Origin of the sequence: Citrobacter sp. RHBSTW-00887 (assembly GCF_013728095.1) — a bacterium.
Taxonomy (GTDB): Bacteria; Pseudomonadota; Gammaproteobacteria; order Enterobacterales; family Enterobacteriaceae; genus Citrobacter; species Citrobacter braakii.
In genome coordinates, this window is record NZ_CP056267.1 from 4,045,814 (window position 1) to 4,067,194 (window position 21,381).

Here is a 21,381-nt window from a genome sequence, read left to right on the forward strand (position 1 = left end):
AAAACAAAAAAACTCATTCTTTCAATGAAATACCGCACAACACATCTCTAAACCATATAATTAACAAATAACTCACCACACACCCAAACAAATAAACAATAAATAAAGAGGAATTATCACCAGCCCTACACAAATAAACGCATCGATATTTAAAATAATAAAAATAGAAACAAGCAAAATAATGAATATAAATAACTTGCCATAAATGTGAATAAATTGCTCTAATGATTCAGCCTTCCACGATGGAAAATCCAGATATAACGCCAACTTTCGTAAACCACCCACCCTCAGGTTCGGGTATACTACGGCCTTCGATTCCACAAACATCAGGCATACCATGACAGACCTAATCCAACGCCCTCGCCGCCTGCGCAAATCACCTGCGCTGCGCGCAATGTTTGAAGAGACAATACTCAGCTTAAATGACCTGGTGTTGCCGATCTTTGTTGAAGAAGAACTCGACGATTACAAAGCTATCGAGGCCATGCCCGGCGTGATGCGCATTCCAGAGAAGCATCTGGCGCGCGAAATTGAACGCATTGCTAATGCAGGCATCCGCTCGGTCATGACATTCGGCATTTCTCATCACACCGATGACACCGGCAGCGATGCCTGGAAAGAAGACGGTCTGGTGGCGCGCATGTCGCGTATCTGTAAGCAGACCGTACCGGAGATGATCGTCATGTCCGACACCTGCTTCTGTGAATACACCTCGCACGGTCACTGCGGCGTATTATGCGAGCACGGCGTTGATAACGATTTAACCCTTGCCAATCTCGGCAAACAGGCGGTCGTTGCCGCCGCTGCGGGCGCAGATTTCATCGCCCCTTCCGCCGCAATGGACGGCCAGGTGCAGGCGATTCGCCAGGCGCTGGATGCCGCGGGCTTTACCGATACCGCGATCATGTCCTACTCCACCAAATTTGCCTCTTCTTTCTATGGCCCATTCCGTGAAGCCGCAGGTACCGCGCTGAAGGGCGATCGTAAAACCTATCAGATGAACCCGATGAACCGTCGGGAAGCGATCCGCGAATCGCTGCTGGATGAAGCCCAGGGCGCAGACTGCCTCATGGTCAAACCGGCTGGCGCATACCTCGATATTCTGCGCGATATCCGCGAGCGCACCGAGCTGCCGATTGGCGCTTATCAGGTCAGCGGTGAATACGCGATGATCAAGTTTGCAGCCCTCGCGGGTGCCATAGATGAAGAGAAAGTGGTGCTGGAAAGCTTAGGCTCGATCAAACGCGCTGGCGCGGATCTGATCTTCAGCTACTTCGCACTGGATCTGGCTGAGAAAAAAATCCTGCGCTAACTTTATTGTGCCATGCCGGGTGGCGTAAACCATCCGGCCTGTTATCGCCAGCCTAAAGATTCTAACGAGTACCAGCGCTCAGCGTCTTGCTGTTTATGATTCATTCTGAAAGTAATATCCCCTCTGAAGTTCATCATTACAATCAATATCAATTATTCGTAAATGAATACTAAAATGACATATGTATTCCATTCTTCTATTTGAAGGTATAGTTACAGTACAATTTAATAACTTCATCATCTAATTATAAAAAACCAATCACTCAGAAAAATAAAACCAGTAAAAAAAATTAATGCATTCATTTTTCTTATTGATTAAGAAAAAACATCCTAACTTTCAATAAATATTATTTTTTGACTAATCAAATTACACATTGTAATATCTTTATTACGACAAACACTAATCCATCCCGTCTTTCCAACAAGAGCTTTAAATATCTGCAAAACAGATATTGTGTTTATATTCATTGAACACCCAAATAACACTCTCATAGAAAAGTGAAGGATTTGCTCATGGTTACATCATACCAAAAAGGGATATTAGCAATCGGTGCCCATCCGGACGATATTGAACTCGGATGTGGTGCCTCGTTATCCCGCTTAATAAAAGAAGGCTATCACGTTACTGCCGTCGTCATGACCGCAGGGGCTGAAGGGTGCGTTTTAAAAGCCGACCGACACGCAGAATCTCAATCGGCATTAACATCATTAGGCTGCCATCAGATTTTTCATTTTCATTTTGAGGACACACGCACACCGTACTTTGTTGATACGATGATCAAATCACTTGAAGACGTCATCACAAATCACATTCCCGCACAAATCAACATCGTGCGAACTTATACTATGCATGATTCTGACCGGCATCAGGATCATCGCGCGGTACATAAGGCTTCTATCGTTGCCTGCCGAAATATTCCCCAGGTTCTCGGTTATGAAACCCCCAGTACCTGGCTGACGTTTGTTCCCCAAGTTTTTGAAAAGGTCAGTGAAAACTGTTTCATTCAAAAACTTCGTGCGCTTTCATTTCACCAAAGCCAGCAGCAACGTGATTATATGCGTACAGAACGTCTGCGTACCGTAGCTCAATTCCGAGGGCAACAGGCCGGATGTGAATTATCTGAAGGTTTTGTTGTTCACAAAATGATTCTCTAATTATATGAAAACAATATTTTTTATTATGATGAGCCTATGTATATTACTTTGGTTCCTCACAACCTTAAAACGAAAACCTAGTTTACGTAACGACAGTATTGACGCTATTATTCCGGCCTATAACGAAGGTCCTTGCCTGGCACAATCGCTGGAAAACTTGTTATTAAATCCCTATTTTCATCGAGTCATATGTGTAAACGATGGTTCCACTGATGATACCGAAATCATTATGCATAAGGTGAAAGAAAAATGGGGAGAACGCCTGATTACCGTGACGCAAAAGAATACCGGGAAAGGTGGCGCCTTAATGAATGGATTAAACTATGCTACCTGTGAGCAGGTTTTTTTAAGCGATGCTGACACCTATGTCCCTCCTGATGGTGACGGTATGGGATTCATGTTAGCAGAAATAGAAAATGGCGCCGATGCCGTTGGTGGAATCCCCTCAACACATCTGCCTGGTGCTGGATTGCTGCCACATATCCGTGCAACGGTAAAACTTCCGATGATCGTCATGAAGCGGACATTACAGCAGTTGCTCGGCGGTGCGCCTTTTATTATTAGCGGAGCCTGCGGCATGTTTCGTACTGATGTGCTGCGCAAATTTGGTTTTTCCGATCGTACCAAGGTGGAGGATCTCGATTTAACCTGGACCCTGGTCGCGAATGGTTATTGTATCCGTCAGGCAAACCGCTGCATTGTTTATCCTCAGGAGTGCAATACCTTGGGCGATGAATGGAAACGATGGCGGCGCTGGATCGTGGGCTATGCCGTTTGCATGCGTCTGCATAAATCACTCATCCTCAGCAGATTCGGCATCTTCAGCATACTCCCAATGGTGCTGGTCGTGTTGTATGGCGTAGCAATCTATCTCATTACATGGCAGCACATCACGCTCACTATCGGCCCACATGCGATTGTGCTTTCCTTATTTCCCATTATTTGGGTTGGAGTGGTTTGCTCAATTGGAGCATTTAGTGCCTGGTATCACCGATGCTGGAAACTTATTTTCCTTGCGCCTTTTTCTGTTTTTTACGTACTTCTGGCTTATTTAATTTGGATTGTATATGGACTTATTGCCTTTTTTACTGGACGTGAACCCCTACGTGACAAACCCACACGCTATACCGCGGTGGTGGATGCGCCAAACAATAACCCCCCCACAGCTACCCGCGGTGGTGAAGAACTATCTAAAGCTTAGCGAACAGAATAATAAGTCAGTATCCATTGCACCTGGCGTTGTTATTGATGAAAGCGCGGGAGCGGTGACGATCGGTGCTGGCAGTAAAATTTGTCATGGTGCAGTTATTCAGGGGCCTGTCGTAATTGGGGCCGATTGCATTATTGGTAATTACGCCTTTATTCGACCGGGTTGCTTAATTGGCAATCAAGTACGTATTGGCTATGGCACCGAAATCAAAAACGCAGTATTGGAATCGACGACCACCATCGGTCCCCAATGCTTTATTTCTGACTCGGTTATTGGCAAAGGCGCTTACCTGGGCGCGCAGGTAAGAACCAGCAATCATCGCCTCGATGGTAAAACCGTGCATGTCAGGCTGGACGATGAAGACATTGATACAGGCTGCGAAAAATTAGGGTGTTATATCGGTCCCGGTGCGCGGCTTGGTGTTCAGGTCATTATTTTACCAGGCCGATATATCGCAGCTGAAAGCACAATTGGCCCACGGATAACCATCGAGCAAAACCTGCCAAAAGGTAAATATATCCTCAAACAAGAGATCTCCTGTCTCGTAGGTGAAGAATAATGAAAAGGACTTTATTTGTATCGTTGATACTCAGCACGGCTTCTCTCCCGGCTGAAGCAACCGACCTGAAGCTGACAGCCGGATACGACTTTACTGATTATTCGGCAGGGCATGGCACCCGTAACGTCATGTTCAGCGAGGCTTTGTTGAATAAATCAGATTTCGGGTAAGTCTCCCCCGTAGCGGGTTGTGTTTTCAGGCAATACGCACGCTTTCAGGCATACCTGCTTTCGTCATTTTGTTCAGCGCTCGTACCAGGGCCATAGCCTCTGCAACCTGACCATCGTAGTCACGCAGTGTCAGTGAACCCCCGAACAGCTGTTTTACCCGGTACATCGCCGTTTCCGCTATCGAGCGACGGTTGTAATCTGTTGTCCATTTCCACCGCGCATTACTCCCGGTCATTCGCTGATTAGCCACTGCACGGTTACGGTCTGCATATTCACCGGGCCAGTAACCCGCACCTTTTCGGGGAGGGATAAGCGCGCTGATTTTCTTACGCCGCAGTTCATCGTGACATAGCCGGGTATCGTAAGCGCCATCGGCGGCGGCTGACCTGATTTTCCGGTGGGTTTGCCGGATTAACCCGGGGAAGGCCTCTGAGTCCGTAACGTTGTTCAGCGACAGGTCAGCGCAGATGATTTCATGTGTTTTACTGTCAACGGCGAGATGCAGCTTACGCCAGATACGGCGGCGTTCCTGGCCATGCTTTTTGACTTTCCACTCGCCTTCACCGAAGACCTTCAGCCCGGTGGAATCAATTACCAGGTGTGCGATTTCACCCCGGGTGGGCGTTTTGAAACTGACATTAACCGACTTTGCCCGCCTGCTGACACAGCTGTAATCCGGGCAGCGTAGCGGAACGTTCATCAGAGAAAAAATGGAATCAATAAAGCCCTGCGCAGCGCGCAGGGTCAGCCTGAATACGCGTTTAATGACCAGCACAGTCGTGATGGCAAGGTCAGAATAGCGCTGAGGTCTGCCTCGTGAAGAAGGTGTTGCTGACTCATACCAGGCCTGAATAGCTTCATCATCCAGCCAGAAAGTTATGGAGCCACGGTTGATGAGGGCTTTATTGTAGGTGGGCCAGTTGGTGATTTTGAACTTTTGCTTTGCCACGGAACGGTCTGCGTTGTCGGGAAGATACGTGATCTGATCCTTCAACTCAGCAAAAGTTCGATTTATTCAACAAAGCCCTGGAGTTGGTGACGCTTGAAGGGCCGACCACCATCCGTCAGACATATGCAAGTGATAATTTCGCCGCGGGCTACATCAACTTTTATCTCTGTAATAACGCCGTGATTGCACCACAATTTGGCGATAAGCGCACTGACCGCAGCACCTACGCTATTTTGCAGGAGCTGTTTGCCGAGCATGAGATTATTCAACTGAATATTGATGGCATTGCAGCTGCCGGCGGTGGCATTCACTGCGCGACGCAGCAACAGCCTCGTTAGTGGTTGATTATGCTAGCAGGGATTCTGGCGGATTACATGTAAAACAGAGATAGCGTACCTACCGGATGTATTCTGTTTTGCAACCTCACGACGTGAGGTAAATGCAAACAGGATACAACTCTTATCATCAATTATTCTTTCCTGCCTGAAGATAATTTCGGAAAAGAGAAATAAAAGTATACTTTCATTATCCGAAAATTAGATATTTCGAATAAAGAAAAACAAAGTCATCACAAGATAATACTCACATCACATAAGTGAAAAATTCTGCTTTAATATGCTTTAAAAAAGAAAGGCCGTTCAGTTCAGCCTCAGGTAAGTTATCGAGTTCCCACGGATAACACTTATCGCAACTACCAATCATAATAGTCATTTTATTATTGACTTAGATCAATCTACATGAACAACATTCAACCCTCTATGAAAACATAGCATATTAAATTAAGATAAATTCACATCGCGAATAAATCAGGTATACTCATAACGAATTTTTTATGTTCTGTGAGAAGGGCCCCTCTGGTAACCGCACTGTTGATCATTTCACCATGGCTTACTCCGTATGAAGGCTCAACAACTTCGTTTACGTAAACAGCATAAATCATTTAAAAACAAATAGTTCACATTAAAAAAATTATAAAACAAAGTGGATGTTTTTTATTTCGCCACAAATAGTAACAACACGAAATTAATACACCACTTAGTATTTTGATTCTATTGTATTACCGGGGTAAAAGTTATCACGTCATAAAAAATACAGAATTTAATTTTGCCCTATATGAAATCGCTACTTATGCGAAATTTAATCACCATACAGCTTTTTATCGTTGCTAATTTATGATTTAAGGAAAAAAAAGTGAACTCTTTTAACCGAAATACTGCTTGTCTGCTAATTTCCGCAACATTACTGCTGAGCGGTTGCGCCAATACTGGAAGCACTCTGCTGTCAGGAGCAAAACCGGATCCACGTCTGACAACCACCGAGCAATCCCAGTTTTTTAGTGCTTCTGGCGCGCAAGGTTGTGGCATTGGTGCGGTATCAGGTGCTGCGCTTGGCGCTGTGGTTGGTGCTCTGGCTGGCGACACCAAGAAAGCAATTGCAGGTGCTGCCATTGGTGGTGCTGCTGGGTGCGCTGCGGGTATGACGGCTAACTACTATCTTGATGGTCTGAAAAAAGATTATGCCTCCACAGCCGATCGCCTGCAGGCAATGGATACGGATATCAGCAAAGATACCGCTGCAGTAGAAAAATCTACCCTTGCTATGAAACAGGTTATCAGTGAAAACCAGGCAACCTTAACCAAAATTAGCATCCAAAAAGATAAGGCTGGCTTTGATAAAGCAGGAGCCAAAACACAATTAGCACAAATCGACGCCAACATCAGCAAGATGAAAGAGACCGTGAAAGGTATGAAAGACAAAGAGTCTGCCTACAAGGTCGCTTTGCAAGGACAAACTACTACCACATCTGCAGAGAAAACCAAGCTTGCTAATTTAAACAAAGAGTACAGTAGCCTGAATAGCAAGATTAGCGACCTGGAAAAAGAAACGAACGAGTTTTACGAACAACGCCAGGCTATTTCTCTGGGCTAAAAGCTTTAGGCCGATAGGATTATCGGCCTTTTTGGGGCCGTTTTGAAATGTAACGTGTTGTTATTTGACTCAATTTATGGATTATTTGATGAGAAAATATCTGCTTCTCGCCGCAATTGTGCTTACCGGCTGTACCACATCGCCACAGGACTGTGATTTACACGCACAAGATCCGAGTTTTATTACCAAACTAAGCTGCGCCACATCCGGCGGTTATCGTCAGCAGGTTGATCAAAAAGAGCAGCAGGTTCGACTCAGCCAGTATGAAAATGAGTCGGCGAAGCAACAGCAGGCTTATACCCAAAACCGACAGCAGAACGTCAATCAGAAGCTGGCCGATGAACAAGCAAGGTTAAATACCGTGCGTTCAGACCTGTCACAGACCCTTGCACAGCTGAAGTCCAGCAAAATAAAAAGCAGTGAACGCCAGAAGGAAATTCAACAATTGCAGGACTTGCAACGGCAGTCTCAGCATGCCAGTGGCGCAAGTGAAATTGCTGCAATTGAAAAAAAAGTCGCAGAAGCCAAGCAGAAAATCAAAGTCCTGGAGGAAGCAAATACCCTTCGCTAAGGATGCCCTAAAAGTGGCGCAAATCCCCTGGCCACTTTTTCTGCTGCTGAAGAAAACGGCTCTGGCTTGCTGATATGCAACTGTATGCATACCACGCATATAACTCACAACAATAATGATTTCGGTTATGCAACGATTAACAACTGCTGCGCCTATTGATGAAGCGACTCTGACAATCTACGAGGAGACGGTTGCGATCATACACCGTCATCTTCCGCCATCTTTGGCGCTACTCTACGCCACCGCTCGCCGTGGTTCACAAGGACATCTGGAATGGTGGACTGAGCGCCAGGGGCTGGCAAAGCCCTTTTCTGCGCTAAGCGAGGCGGAACAAGCCTCCGTCCAGAGTAAACGCCAGCAGTACCATGATGTTCTGGCCGGTTTGATCGAGCAGTTACTCGCACGCGGCGAAGAACATTCAGCACATGCCTTACAAAGGCTGTTAACGCATTCGCGCGATCTTAACTGCTATAGCGTAGGTGGCGAACCTGTGCTGATTAACTGGGTCATTATCAGTGAAGCGCCCCCACTTCCCGTGGTCGTTATCCCGTGGTGGCGACGCTTCCTGCCATGGCTATTATTGCTGCTCTTGTTGCTGCTGATCGCCTGTGCCGGGTGGTGGTGGCATAAAAATTCCTTAACCTCGCCCTCTCCTCCGTTGCATCACGATGTGCCTACCGCTGCGCCTGCTGTAGCCCCAGCCAGCACGAACTTAACCCAGGCAAACCCCAGCATAAATCTGGAGAAACGCAAAGATTTTGGGCGGATTAAAATTAACCTGACCTGGCAACAGGGAAGCCATAAAGAGCCTATCGACCTCGATATCGCCGCCTTTATTCGTTTTAAAAATGGCAAGATCAGTGGTGCCGAAGCGTTGAGTAAGTTCCTGGGAAACTATGACAAACCGCCTTATCTGTTGCTGCAACAAGATCTTCGTGAAGGTAACAATCAAGAGGGTGAATGGCTCTTCATTAATGGTAGCCACTGGCAGGATATTGATGAGGTGCTGATTTATAGCTTCATTTACGGCGGTGCCGATAACTGGCAAGGGACCAATGCCACCATCACGATTTATGTACCCGATCAACCCCCCATTATATCCACACTGACTGACAGCAATCAGCGCAATAACGTTGCGGCGATAGCCAGACTCAAAAACGTCGATGGCAATATCACGGTTGAGCGTCTGGACCGTTTCTTCCCTGACCGGAAGTCGCTGGATAAGCACTATGGCTGGGGTTTTGAATGGACGCCTGGCGCGAGTAAAAAATAGCCTGCATCACTGTGGCTTTTGTTAAATCACAGCCTTACAAGGTTTAGACAATGCGAAATTCGATTCAGGGACCACTGCTGCGTACCGGGCATAATTCCTCATTTAAGGCTCTGGGTGAAACGGGCTATCCCGTTTTTAAGATGGCGTTCCAGTTACGTGAAGCAATCTACCGTCTTGACGCAGGGCGCGATTTGGCTCGTCATTTAGCTATCCCACAAAACGATCAGGGTGGTGACAGAACCGATTGGTACAGCAGCTTCCCTGGCGATGTCATCCCCTGGAGCGGTGCGAGTGAAGCGGAGCGGGAATCAGCACGCCAGCAATTTAATGCGTTTCAAATGTCAGTGCAGGCGTTAAGTGAACAGTTACTCAATGCTGAGCAAAACAGGACTGGGGGCGATCGCCGCGTCTTCGCACAGTTGCTGAAGTCAGTCACACATTTCCCGGATTATGAATTTGTGTACCTCGTAAACGGGATCCTGGTGATTACCTTTTGGGGATTTGTCCATCCGGAAGGCGAACAACGTAACCCTATGCATTGGCTGAGTCCAGCATTACTACCAGCCCCCCCTCACGCGGCCTCAACCCCTCTGGCTCCTGTAGACGCCGCTGTAACCCCAGCTGTTACACCTGATGTATATACCGTAGTGCGCAGACGCTGGAGCTGGCGTTGGTTACTCTGGTTGCTACTTGCATTGCTGCTGCTGGCATTATTGTTAGGTCTACTACGCGGATGCGTACCATCACTCTCCATTCCGGGACTCCCAGCCATCGCCACGGATAAAACGGCGATCGATGCGGCTCCTGCCATCGAACGTCCAGCCGTAGGCGTTTCCGATGTAACAACGCAGGTTTCCCGCACAGGTTCAGAAACCGTCGTGGGTTCAGCTGTCATCCCTGGTATATCTGAGGGTACTGCAGTCGATGCGCAGCAAGCTCTGGAACCAACATCGCCAGCCGTTCCGGCAGCGACAGCAACCACGCAGGTCGGTGACGACACAATTCCCCCAGTTGTTCCTGCAAGTGATGCCAACGCTGATGCGTCGACTATTCCAGCACCTCCTGCTGTACCTGGCGCCGCAGACGCTCAAACGCCCCCCACAGTTCAACCAGTCACCACGCAGCCAGTCATCCCAGCACAGGGCACACCGCTGACGTTTCCTCCGGCCCTTCCCGATGGCCCGGCGCAGTTTCTTAACGGAGAATGGCGCGTGAATGGTGGTATTCAGGACAAGCTCACCGGGCGACCGTTGCAACTGCAATATAACTTTGCCCAGGGTAATGGCACCGTCAGCATACGCCAGTCCAGCGGTGTGACCTGCCGTGGCCCTGCCAGCGGCAATGTGCAGCAAGGGGCGCTAAGTATCACCAATCCTGAGCAGATGAAATGTAGCGACGGTTCAAACTTTATTGTACCGACAATCGAGTGCAAATCAGCCGCTGCTGGCCACGCTGATTGTATTGGCAGTAATGATGGGGAAAAAACATTCCCTATTCGCATGCTTCAACCTAATTCCTGAACAGGGACGAGATAACTATGTTGCCTGAGATTGTATCTTTCGATCGTCAAATTACCCTCGTGGGTGACTCTGGGATCCAGTTTATGGATTTCGGATTGTCACTTGGCCGCCTGCCTGCTGGCGAATTTGTCAAATTAGCAAACGGTGTACTCACCCGTTTAATTTACAACGAGCAGCGCGATTACTATTTCTATCAGCCGACCCCCGATAACATCGAGAAGGCAAAAAGCCAGTACGATATCCCTGTCGAACAGAGCCTGAAGTTGTTCGACGGCATCTGGTTACCGCTTCCTTTGTTTCGCTTTAGCCCACCGAATGTGTACCAGGAGGGACCGCTAAACTGGGCTCGTTTTCGTTTAGTCAAACTACCAGAACCCGATTTAGATGGTCACAGCCATCGCATGACGCTGGCGATCGACACCCGTATTATGGCTAAACAGCAGGCTGCCGCTGATCTCAGTCCGAACCAGGAAGATGTGAATGCTGGGGCAACCTTCGCCGTCGCGACAGCAACCTATGCCCTAAATTGGTACCTGACGCAGGACTGGATAACCGACTGGCTCAAAGAAGTATTCAAAGAAGCGAGCAAAGGCCGGGATATCGACGAGCGTGAGCAGGAACTTGCACAGCAATACCCGCTGGCACATTACCTGAACCTTCTATCATTGATGGCTATTCCAGTCGAAGGTCTGCAAATCCAGACTGAACCCGTCATTGAACTGCCGCAGTTCAGAGTGATCGCCAATCAGGAAACCAATGCGATTAAACCCATCGCCGTCGACCTGATACTCGACGTGGGCAACTCGCGCACCTGTGGCATTCTTATTGAAGATCATGGGCAATCAGGTTCAGGCATGAGGCACAACTATGTGCTGAAACTACGTGATCTCAGCGCCCCCGAACATATCTATACCGATCCTTTTGAAAGCAGGGTCGAGTTTTCGCAAGCCTTCTTCGGCAAAGATCACTGCTCTGTACGCAGCGGCCGCCACGACGCGTTCCAGTGGCCAACTATCGCACGTATTGGTGGTGAAGCCAGTCGTCTGGCGGCTCGTCGTAAAGGCAGCGAAGGTTCAACGGGTCTATCCAGCCCTAAACGCTATTTGTGGGATGAGAAGTTTTATGGCCAGGGTTGGCGTTTTAATGGCAGCTATGTGCAGGACAGCAATCCATTGGCAACGGCGGCACCGTTTGCCAACCTGATCGATGAAAGAGGCGAAGCCCTGCACACCATTGAAGATGAGATGGATCGCATCCCCGTCTTTACGCCACGCTACTCACGCAGTTCGCTGATGACCTTTATGCTGGCTGAAGTTCTGACCCAGGCCATTAGCCAGATTAACAGCCCGGAGCAGCGTATTCGTCAGGGACACGCCGGGATCCCGCGTCAGCTACGCCATATTATTCTGACGGTTCCACCAGGTATGCCCATGGCTGAACGCTGTGTGCTGGATGAACGCATGCGTCAGGCTGTCAGCTTGGTGTGGAAATCGTTACGCTGGCACAACGGCGAGAACGATCCGTACAAAGACGTACAAGAAGAGCATACGGAAGCTAACATCAAGATCCCATTACCTAAAATCAGGGTAGAGTGGGACGAAGCCTCCTGTGCACAGTTGGTTTACCTGTACACCGAGATTAATCAGAACTTTGCCGGTCATCCGGAAGAGTTTTTCGACGCAATTGGCCGACCAGACCGTACCGATCGTGAAAGTATCACTATCGCGTCAATTGACATTGGCGGCGGGACCACCGATCTGGTGATCACCGATTACCGCCTCGATCATAATGGGCACACAGGTGGTGGTACTAACGTACATATCATCCCCAACCAGCGCTTTCGCGACAGTTTTAAGATCGCAGGTGATGACATTTTGCTGGATGTTATTCAGTCATACGTTCTCCCCGCTTTTGAGCAAGCCCTGCGTGAAGTCGGTGTGATGTCCACTGAAACATTGATGTCCCAGTTGTGCGGATCGCAGAATATTAGTGCTGCCGAAGCCGTGCTTCGCCAACAGCTAAGCCTGCAGCTGTTCGTCCCGCTCGCATTACATATCCTGGGAACATACGAACATTATGATCCGCTTGATGAACAAACGCATACCCAGATTAACCAACGTGTCGGCGATTTGCTACCAGTCGGTTGTATTCGTGATGAAGTCGAAGGATTCGTGCGCCGAGAAGTTCAGAAAGCGGGAGGTCCGACCGACTTTAAGCTCGCGGATATCATGCTTAATCTGCCACTCGCCAAACTCCATGGCGATCTCTGTGCAGGTAAGTTCAGCATCGATAAAGTCCTGACCGCACTCTGTGAAGTGCTGTCTTATTATCATTGCGATCTGCTGCTACTCACCGGCCGGCCGTCTCAGTTACCTGGGATTCAGGCGATTATTCGTCGCAACCTTCCGTTACCGCCAGGGCGTATTCTGCCGTTACATGGTTATCAGACTGGTACCTGGTATCCGTTCCATAAAAACGGTCATATCGACGATCCGAAAAGTACGGCTTCAGTGGGTGCCATGCTCACGCAATTGTGTGCAAACCATAGCATTCCTAACTTCCATTTCCGCACCTCAGAGCTGAAACCGTATTCAACGATTCGCCATATCGGCACCATTGATATGGATAACCTGATTCGCGATGCCGACATCGTTTATCAACATATCGAGTCTGAAAACGGGCAGATCAAGCTTCCGGCTATCACCGAGGAAAATGGCGAGAAAACCACACAAAGCATCGTTATGCGTGGCGACCTGCGCTTAGGCTATCGCCAGTTGAATGCAGAACGCTGGACTGCTGCACCGCTGTATACCCTACGTTTTAGCGAAGAAGGACGTAAAAAATTCTCTTCGGCTCAGTCCACGGATAACGGCTCCCCGTATCTCAAAGTCAGACTGGCGATCGATAAGGGTAAACGAGCTCGTCAACTTGGACTGATTAGCGATCGCCTGACGATCGCCGATGTCAGCAGCAACACCGATAAGTCATTTAGCAAACGTGATTTGGATCTGGAACTCAATACGATGCCCGATAGAGGGCTCATTGATAGCCGTCACTGGCTCGATAGCGGGAGTGTTAAAAAATAATGAATAGCGAACAAAAATCTCTCACTCAGGGTTGGGCTGCTATCGCTCAGGGATGCCTGGACGCACTCGGATGGGTCGACAACGTACGCCCCGGTTCACGTCGTTTAGACAACGAAGCAGACAAACTCAACTTGAGTTTGCTGCGTACGAGAAACCTGGCCAATAGCCTGACTCAGGTTGCCAAAACACCGATGACCGTCGGTTTTTTCGGTATTTCTCAGGCAGGGAAATCGTACCTCATTTCAGCGCTCGCCGCTGGTAGCAATGGGTCGCTGGAAGCACTCTACGGCGAAAGGCGTGTTGACTTTATCAAAGAGGTTAACCCTGTCGGCGGAGGTAAAGAAGCGACGGGGTTGGTCACTCGCTTTACCCGTCAGGCGCCCGCCGCACCGGCTGGATACCCAGTGCCGTTGCGCCTGTTCAGTGAAATCGATTTGGCTAAGATTCTGGCCAACGCGTGGTTTAACGACTTCAACCATGAGCAATTGAGCTATCAGCTTGACCAAAGCCGGGTTGAAGAGCGCCTGCGCCCATTCCTGCAGCGGGCTGTGCAGGTACAGGAATATAACGGCGTCAGCCAGGAAGATGTCGTCGCCTTGTGGGATTACCTTAACGCTTCCTTTAAAAAGTCAGTTGAGAAGCTTGAACACGCCTGGTGGCCGCAGGTGTTGAAAATTGCCCCGACGTTGAGCCCAAATGATCGTGCAGAGCTCTTTTCCCTGTTGTGGGGAGAACAGCCAGCCCTCACAGAAACCTACCGTTCATTAGCCAATGTACTGGCGAAACTGAACCATACCCGGATGGTATTTGCCCCACTGGAAACGCTGACTGACCATAGCAGCGGCAGTATCATGAACGTTGATAGCCTGAACAGGCTGGGCTCCAGCCAGGATCGCAACGTTGAGATCCGTTATTGGAAAGAAGAACAACAAATTGGTAGCGCCAACTTAACGCAGGCGGAACTGGCGGCCTTAACCACAGAGCTGATTTTTCCTCTGGCAGAAGTTGAAACCGACAGCGTTGTGGAACAGGTTGATCTGCTCGACTTCCCTGGCTATCGCGGTCGTCTCAAGATCACTGCACTTGAACAGGCTGGCCGGGATGGACTTAACGCAATTTCGCAGCTCCTGCTTCGCGGAAAAGTTGCTTACCTGTTCGAACGCTATACCGATAACCAGGAAATGAATGCGCTTGTCGTATGCGCCAGCTCAGCCAAACAGAGCGACGTTGCTGATGTGGGTCCGGTATTAAACCGCTGGGTAGAGAAAACCCAGGGTAAGAGTGCCGAAGAGCGCGGAGGCCGCAACCCGGGTCTGTTCTGGGCAATCACCATGTGTGATATGCGAATCGTCAACAGCCTGCAACATACCGAAAGCCAGTTAAAAGAAGGCTGGGAAGGTATGATGCACATGACTTTACTGGAGCGTTTCTCGCACTATGAATGGCTTCCACAATGGGCACCCAACCAGCCTTTCAACAACTGTTTCCTGGTACGCAAACCCGGGCTCGATAACCCCTTCCTGAGGCTTGAAGGGGATGCCGGACAGGAGCGACTCCTGGAAGTGGGTATCAGCGATCGTTACCATGATGTACTCGATACCATGGGCAGTACCTTCGTCTGCGGAAAAAATGTGAATATGCACGTTGCAGAACCGAAAGCAGCCTGGCAGGCAATGCTCGAACTCAACGACGGTGGAATGTCGCGCCTGACTAAAGCACTACGCGGCGTCGCCCATCTCGACTTCAAGTTAAAACGTTTACAGCAACAACTGCTGCAATGTCGCATGGAAACCGGCGATCAACGCCTTGGTCGGTGGTACGAAAAAGACGGTGATGGGCAGATTGTGAAAAAACAAGCAATTGCCAAAGAGTTATGGCAGGGCTTGTCTGCATGTTCCCACAATATGGGGGAGCTTATCGAACGCTTGGTTCTGCCGACTCAGGAGCTCAACAACATTTATTTGAGTATTCGCGACCTCGACCAGGCGCCGCAAACCGAAGGCGAAAGCCCGACCATCAATGCTTTCGCAACCAGCCCGTTTGGTGGTAATCCTTTCGCTGAAAACCCCTTTGCCAGCGATCCCTTTGCGACTACACCTGTTGAAACCGCCGTTGTTGATGTGCCAGCAACTGCCGCAACGGAACGTGTAGGCCAGGATGATGATTTCGCGCATCAGGCCTTTAAAGCCTGGGTAGCCCACCTACGGGAGTTGCCGCAGCAACCGTTGCAGTGGCGTCAACTGGGCATGAGCATTGAGCTGATGAATCAACTCAGCGAAGAGCTAATCACCGCCGCCACACGTTTGGATCTGGAAGGGACATTGAAACATGCCCTGGCGGGTCAAGAGCAGGCTGAAACAACCCGCGTACACATGCGAGCACGTCAGGTTTTACGTGCTCAACTGACCATACGTGATTTTATTGCCTGGTTTGGTTATCTCACGCTGCCAGCAGAAAAGGTACCCAACAGCTATGTTGGCGAGAAAAATAAAGTGTTTCTGCGTCAGAAGCAGCTCGCTAACGATGAGTTGCCACAACTCGCCGCCGTCGCACCACAGCCCGGCGTATCCTATCTGGGTGACTGGCTTTCTGCTTTGATGAGCGTCATCCTGGACAATGCGGGTCATAGCGCCACACGGGATATTTCCTTCGAACAGAATCGTCAACTTGGTCAGATTATCAGCCAATTGAAACAAGAGAACATGCCATGCTAGCTAAAATCATCGCCTGCCAGCCGGCAGAGCCAGGTACTGCACAACTAATGGTCCGCCTGCGTGGTGAAACCGCAATATTGACTAATCTGACCTTTACTCTGTGCAATAACGAGCAGAACTACCTACAACCCGATGGCAGTTGGAGCCCGGCACAACACTGGTTTTCCATGAACGGTGGTTATGCGTTGAATAATGGTAGCGGTTTTCGTATTGGCCCAACATTGCTTGACCCATTGCTGGCGACAGCAAGCCAGGTACAAATTCAGATCAAGTTGGATTCTGGAGAAACACGCAATACCACGTTACAGCTGGCGCGCGACGAACTGTTCTCTTCTGAAGCAAGAGGTGAAACAGGCAACTATAGCGGCAGCAGCATGCTGGCTACTCCAGAAGTTCCTTCTGAGCCCGTCATTGCGACAGAAACCGTTGTTGCCCCTGAACCTGTAGAGCCGGTTATTCATACTGAAGTGAGAACTCCGGCGAAATCAGGGCCCTCCCGTCTTCCTGTCATTGGAGCGGCAATACTGGCATTAGTCGTGATTGCCGGTGCGCTGTGGTGGTTTTTAGGGCGGGATAAATCACCGGAAGTCACCCCCGTTGAACAAGCACAGCAAGAAACACCGGCGTCTGCACCCGCTTCCGCACCAGAGCCTGTCGCTCATAGTACCTGTTCTGCACAGGGTTTGAACAGCCAGAACGAGCTTGATTTCGTCCAGAGCTGTGTTCAGGAAAAGCTCGACAGTGACAAACTGCTGACCATTATCCAGGCCGCAAAAGAGGCTAAAAAATGTGGTGTTGCACAGCGTCTGTATGCTAACCGTGCCCAGGGTGGCGATACCAAAATCGCGCTCGTGTACGCAGGTGAATACGACCCGAAATACCACCAGCCAAGTGAATGTTTCAAAGCGCCAGATAAAGATACTGCAGCATATTGGTACGAAACGGTTCTGCAAACGGAGCCTGACAACCAAACGGCCAAACAGCGCCTTAAGGAGCTAGGAAAATGACCTGGAATCTGATGAGTCGTCTGGCTCTGCCATTATGTGGCCTGTTGCTCAGCGGGCATGTATTTGCCGCTGATGGCGACAAACCTCTGCTCCAGGAAGGTAAGAAAACGTTATATCAACGTGTTCTCACTACCCCGGGTTGCAAACTTGGGACTACCGCAGGTGATGATAAAGGTCAGCTACAGCCAGCCTTCAGCAGCCTGTATGTTTATCAAAAAGAAGATGCAAACGGCCAGAGCTGGCTTAAGGTCGGGCCGGATAGCTTTGGTAAAACTATTGGCTGGTTGCCAAAGTCATGTACCGTCGACTGGAAAATGCAGCTCACATTGGCATTTACCAACCCGGCAAACCGTGACCGTTTGCTGTTCTTTAAAGAGAGAAAAAGCCTTGATGATATTCTCTCTGCCCCCGATCCCGTATCGCTGATTGCCCCGCTTCGCGCCAGGTTAAAACGGGACGGCCATGCCGAGGGTATTCAGGCTGAAGAGCCCGAGTATTTTGTCGATCTGCAAAAGCAGTTTTATCTGCTGCCAATCCTGAGCGGCGAAGAGGTCATGACTGAAGATGGCTTCTATACTCGTCTGCTTAACGTAGCCTCCGTCAGTAAAGCTGAAACGGCTAAAAAACAAGAAGATAACGTAAATCAATTGAAAGGGTTTAACGCCTCGGTGGTCTTCGTTATTGACTCAACCATTTCAATGGGGCCTTACATTGAACGTACCAAAGAAGCGGTTAATAAGATCTATGGCAAGATCAAACAAGAGCATCTGGATGGGCAGGTTAAGTTTGGGCTGATCTCATTTCGTTCAAACACCAAAGCCGTTCCGGGCCTTGAGTACCGCACAAAGATTTACGCAGATCCTAGCCATGTGAAAGATGGTGCGGATTTCCTGAAGAAGGTCGCTGATTTAAAAGAAGCGAAAGTCTCCAGTTCTTTGTATGACGAGGATGCGTATTCCGGCGTGCTATCAGCTATTGATGACATTGACTGGAGCCCGTTTGGCGCACGTTACATGGTCCTGATTACCGATGCAGGTGCTATTGACGGCAGCAACAAACTGTCAGGTACCGGTCTGGATGCCAGCCAGCTTCGCCTTGAGGCGGGTAACCGCGGTATTGCTATCTATACGCTGCACCTAAAAACATCAGTCGGCAAAGATAACCATGCCAAAGCCGAAAGCCAGTACCGCGATCTCTCCAATTTTGACAGTACCCAATCCAACCTTTACCAGGCCGTAAATGCCGGTGATCTTAAGATGTTTGGCCAGCAGGTAGATGCGCTAGCTTCCGCCATTACTGAGCAGGTTAAATCTGCTTACATGGGTGATGCTGCGATTGGTAGTGCGCTTTACGCGAAAGACGATGGACAGAAACTGACACCGGAGCAAAAGCTGCTTCAGGATACGGCATTAATTGGACATGCCATGCAGTTGGCCTATCTGGGTAAGCGTAACAGCACACAAGCCCCGTTAGTCTTTCAGGCATGGATTAGCGACCGCGACCTGATTAAGCAAAACATTCCTACCACCGACGTTCGTGTTCTCTTGACCAAAGGTCAGCTAAGTGACTTAAGCGATGCTGTCAGCCAGATCCTTAAAGCAGCAAATGAGGGGATGATCTCACCGACCAAAATGTTTGAGCAACTGCGTACTGTTGCAGCAACAATGGGCGCTGATCCTAACCAGCTGAAACAACAGGACAATACCCGCATTGGCGATCTGGGTGTACTGGGAGAATATCTGGCCGATCTTCCCTATAAGAGCGATGTCCTGAACCTCGACGAAGAGACCTGGAAAAGCTGGGATGGATTGTCACAGGAGAAATTTATCCGCACGCTGTCATCCAAACTGCGTCATTACCAAAAATATAACGCCGATGCTGATCGCTGGGTTGAGCTGGCAAAAGGAAGCGATCCACGCGATCGCGTTTATCCCATCCCACTGGAAATGATGCCCTGATGCTGCGCATAGAAGAGTTGTGCGTTGTTCGTGGTCAGGGCAGTCATGCTCACCGGGTTTACCTGCCGCAGTTCACGCTGCGGTCAGGCCAGGTGGTCGCGGTCACAGGTGAAAGTGGATGTGGTAAAAGCACGCTACTGGAAGCCATCGGCTTATTACTGCAGCCCAGTAAAATCGGGTGCTTCGAGCTGGAAGAAGGTGCACAGCAATTTGATATCGCAACGCTGATAAAGGATGAACAACATAATAAACTAGCGGGTATTCGCGCCCGTCAGCTTGGCTTTGTGTTACAAAATGGGGGGTTGCTCCCCTATCTGAGCGTCAAAGATAACATCCTTCTGCCGTGTCAATTGCTGGGATTACGCCCCGACAACGCGCTGCTGGATAGAGTAATCGATGCTCTCAAACTTGCGCCATTATTGGCCAAATATCCAACGCAGTTGTCGTTTGGTGAACGACAGAGAACCGCTTTCGCACGTGCGATATTGCACCGTCCAAAACTGGTACTGGCGGATGAACCAACAGCCGCACTTGATCCTTACAACGCAAAGAAATTATTTAGCCTGTTTATTGAACTGGTCCGCCAGGAAGGCATGATGGCGCTGATTGTTTGCCATGACTGGCCACTGGTACAACATTTCAATTTACCCTGTTTAACTGCCCAGCCTGAACCGTTAGTGGCATCGTCGAATCACGAACAGGGAGGAACCTATTTTGTCCTTTAACCGAGCCAGACTGCTGGGCCGCCTGGCTATGCAAGACCTGTGGCACGATCGCATCATTTCTTTTTGCATCGTCTCTTCTCTCGTCGCTGTTATCGCACCTTTATTACTTCTTTTCGGTTTGCGTTTTGGGATTGTGAACCAGCTGCAAGAAGATCTGGCCAGTGACCCTCGTAACCTGGAAATCCGTATGCTGAGTAGCGGCAGCTACAACCAAAACTGGATCGAAAAGTTACGGCAGCGACCCGATGTGGGTTTCGCCATCGGACAAACGCGTTCACTAAATACGCTTGCTGACCTGCAAACAGACAGCACACATTTCATTGAGAATGCTGAAGTTATTCCAACAGACTCAGGGGACCCTTTACTCAAGTCCCTTGAACTCCATCAGGAAAACGAGGTTGTCATTACCCAAGAAGCCGCACGTAAATTAGCGGTCAGTGTTGGTGATTCGCTCTCTTTGCGAGTAGGCAGAATGCTTGATGAACGCCGGGAATGGGGACGAAAAAGCGTTACCGTCGTGGGGATTTTGCCTGCGACCTATTTTAATCGTGCCGCAATCTTTACCCAGCCTTCGTTATTGCTTGCGCTTGAACATTTCCGCGATGGCTATGCGGTAACTGGGTTGGGGATGACCAGCGGTGCGCAGCTTGACGGTAAACCACCGCTCTACGCACGCGCCAGATTATACGCCCGCGATATTGATCAGGTTGCCAGCCTTGAGCGCGATCTCCGGGAGCAGCGCATCGAAACCACCAGCCGTCTGGCTGATATAGAAAATGTGAAAAGCATCAATCGGGTTTTGGGCATTATTTTTAATACCATTGCCGCCACTGCACTGGTTGGCTGTATTTCCTCACTTATTGGCTCATTTATCGCGAATGTTGACCGCAAACGTAAACATATTGCTGTCCTCCGCCTGCTCGGTTTTACCCGTCCGGCAGTGGGTGCCTATGTGATTTTTCAAGGCTGTCTGCTTAGTCTGGTGGCTTATATCGGCGGCTTTGCGATCTACCTCTTAGCCAGTCAGGTCTTTAACCAGGCGTTAGCGGGCAGTCAGGCAACAGGTCAGATGATTTGTAAGATCACCCCGTTGCACGGCCTCGTCGCTCTGATACTCACCATCATCGTGGCGACACTGGTCGCCGGCATTGGTGCCTGGCGCGCAATTAATATTGAACCGGCGCAGAGCCTGCGCGAGGCATAACTCTTATTCCTACTTGCCCAAGGCATTTATCATTTGCGGA

At 49.4% G+C, this 21,381-nt stretch carries 17 protein-coding genes; 16 read left to right on the forward strand and 1 reads right to left on the reverse strand.

The window, feature by feature from the left end:
- Nucleotides 1-337: 337 nt before the first annotated feature.
- The 5 genes from hemB (at nucleotide 338) to HV314_RS19390 (ending at nucleotide 4,405) form a co-directional block, all read left to right on the forward strand.
- The gene (gene hemB, locus HV314_RS19370; RefSeq protein ID WP_181546477.1) at nucleotides 338-1,312 is read left to right on the forward strand and encodes a porphobilinogen synthase; all 975 of its coding nucleotides are present in this window, start codon (nucleotides 338-340) and stop codon (nucleotides 1,310-1,312) included.
- A gap of 512 nt (nucleotides 1,313-1,824) precedes the next feature.
- Nucleotides 1,825-2,466 (forward strand): PIG-L deacetylase family protein, encoded by a 642-nt coding sequence (locus HV314_RS19375; RefSeq protein ID WP_047357667.1) that lies wholly within the window; start codon nucleotides 1,825-1,827, stop codon nucleotides 2,464-2,466.
- A gap of 4 nt (nucleotides 2,467-2,470) precedes the next feature.
- Complete coding sequence (locus HV314_RS19380; RefSeq protein WP_016151989.1) at nucleotides 2,471-3,667, forward strand: glycosyltransferase; 1,197 nt, start codon at nucleotides 2,471-2,473, stop codon at nucleotides 3,665-3,667.
- A complete protein-coding gene (locus tag HV314_RS19385) occupies nucleotides 3,606-4,235 on the forward strand; it encodes an acetyltransferase (protein ID WP_047357665.1) in 630 nt (209 codons plus the stop codon). The genes HV314_RS19380 and HV314_RS19385 overlap by 62 nt, the downstream gene beginning before the upstream one ends.
- A complete protein-coding gene (locus HV314_RS19390; protein ID WP_181548132.1) occupies nucleotides 4,235-4,405 on the forward strand; it encodes a hypothetical protein in 171 nt (56 codons plus the stop codon). Before HV314_RS19385 ends, HV314_RS19390 begins: the two co-directional genes overlap by 1 nt.
- 25 nt (nucleotides 4,406-4,430) lie before the next feature.
- Here HV314_RS19390 and HV314_RS19395 read toward each other — a convergent pair whose 3' ends face one another.
- The gene (locus HV314_RS19395; protein ID WP_001118619.1) at nucleotides 4,431-5,354 is read right to left on the reverse strand and encodes an IS5-like element IS903B family transposase; all 924 of its coding nucleotides are present in this window, start codon (nucleotides 5,352-5,354) and stop codon (nucleotides 4,431-4,433) included.
- Between the two features lie 86 nt (nucleotides 5,355-5,440).
- On the opposite strand from HV314_RS19395, the gene HV314_RS19400 reads away from it, so the two are divergent.
- The 11 genes from HV314_RS19400 (at nucleotide 5,441) to HV314_RS19450 (ending at nucleotide 21,341) form a co-directional block, all read left to right on the forward strand.
- Entirely contained in the window at nucleotides 5,441-5,692 is a 252-nt protein-coding gene (locus tag HV314_RS19400) for an agmatine deiminase family protein (protein WP_326928833.1), read from the forward strand.
- An 853-nt stretch (nucleotides 5,693-6,545) separates the two neighbouring features.
- A complete protein-coding gene (locus HV314_RS19405; RefSeq protein ID WP_046276306.1) occupies nucleotides 6,546-7,283 on the forward strand; it encodes a hypothetical protein in 738 nt (245 codons plus the stop codon).
- A 64-nt stretch (nucleotides 7,284-7,347) separates the two neighbouring features.
- On the forward strand, nucleotides 7,348-7,854 hold the full coding sequence (locus HV314_RS19410; RefSeq protein WP_284201682.1) for a hypothetical protein: 507 nt from the start codon (nucleotides 7,348-7,350) through the stop codon (nucleotides 7,852-7,854).
- A gap of 127 nt (nucleotides 7,855-7,981) precedes the next feature.
- Nucleotides 7,982-9,127, forward strand: coding sequence for a tellurite resistance domain protein (locus tag HV314_RS19415; protein WP_080944083.1), 1,146 nt, complete (start codon nucleotides 7,982-7,984; stop codon nucleotides 9,125-9,127).
- 50 nt (nucleotides 9,128-9,177) lie between these two features.
- Nucleotides 9,178-10,647 carry an SrfA family protein gene (locus HV314_RS19420; protein ID WP_181546479.1) on the forward strand — a complete coding sequence of 490 codons (1,470 nt, stop codon included), beginning with the start codon at nucleotides 9,178-9,180 and terminating at the stop codon, nucleotides 10,645-10,647.
- Between the two features lie 17 nt (nucleotides 10,648-10,664).
- On the forward strand, nucleotides 10,665-13,733 hold the full coding sequence (locus HV314_RS19425) for a virulence factor SrfB (RefSeq protein ID WP_181546480.1): 3,069 nt from the start codon (nucleotides 10,665-10,667) through the stop codon (nucleotides 13,731-13,733).
- On the forward strand, nucleotides 13,733-16,447 hold the full coding sequence (locus HV314_RS19430; RefSeq protein ID WP_181546482.1) for a virulence factor SrfC family protein: 2,715 nt from the start codon (nucleotides 13,733-13,735) through the stop codon (nucleotides 16,445-16,447). The genes HV314_RS19425 and HV314_RS19430 overlap by 1 nt, the downstream gene beginning before the upstream one ends.
- Nucleotides 16,441-17,454, forward strand: coding sequence for a hypothetical protein (locus HV314_RS19435; protein ID WP_046276302.1), 1,014 nt, complete (start codon nucleotides 16,441-16,443; stop codon nucleotides 17,452-17,454). The genes HV314_RS19430 and HV314_RS19435 overlap by 7 nt, the downstream gene beginning before the upstream one ends.
- Nucleotides 17,451-19,412, forward strand: coding sequence for a vWA domain-containing protein (locus HV314_RS19440; protein WP_181546484.1), 1,962 nt, complete (start codon nucleotides 17,451-17,453; stop codon nucleotides 19,410-19,412). The genes HV314_RS19435 and HV314_RS19440 overlap by 4 nt, the downstream gene beginning before the upstream one ends.
- Complete coding sequence (locus tag HV314_RS19445; RefSeq protein WP_016151919.1) at nucleotides 19,412-20,137, forward strand: ABC transporter ATP-binding protein; 726 nt, start codon at nucleotides 19,412-19,414, stop codon at nucleotides 20,135-20,137. Before HV314_RS19440 ends, HV314_RS19445 begins: the two co-directional genes overlap by 1 nt.
- Nucleotides 20,127-21,341, forward strand: coding sequence for an ABC transporter permease (locus HV314_RS19450; protein ID WP_203457869.1), 1,215 nt, complete (start codon nucleotides 20,127-20,129; stop codon nucleotides 21,339-21,341). Before HV314_RS19445 ends, HV314_RS19450 begins: the two co-directional genes overlap by 11 nt.
- Nucleotides 21,342-21,381: the final 40 nt, after the last annotated feature.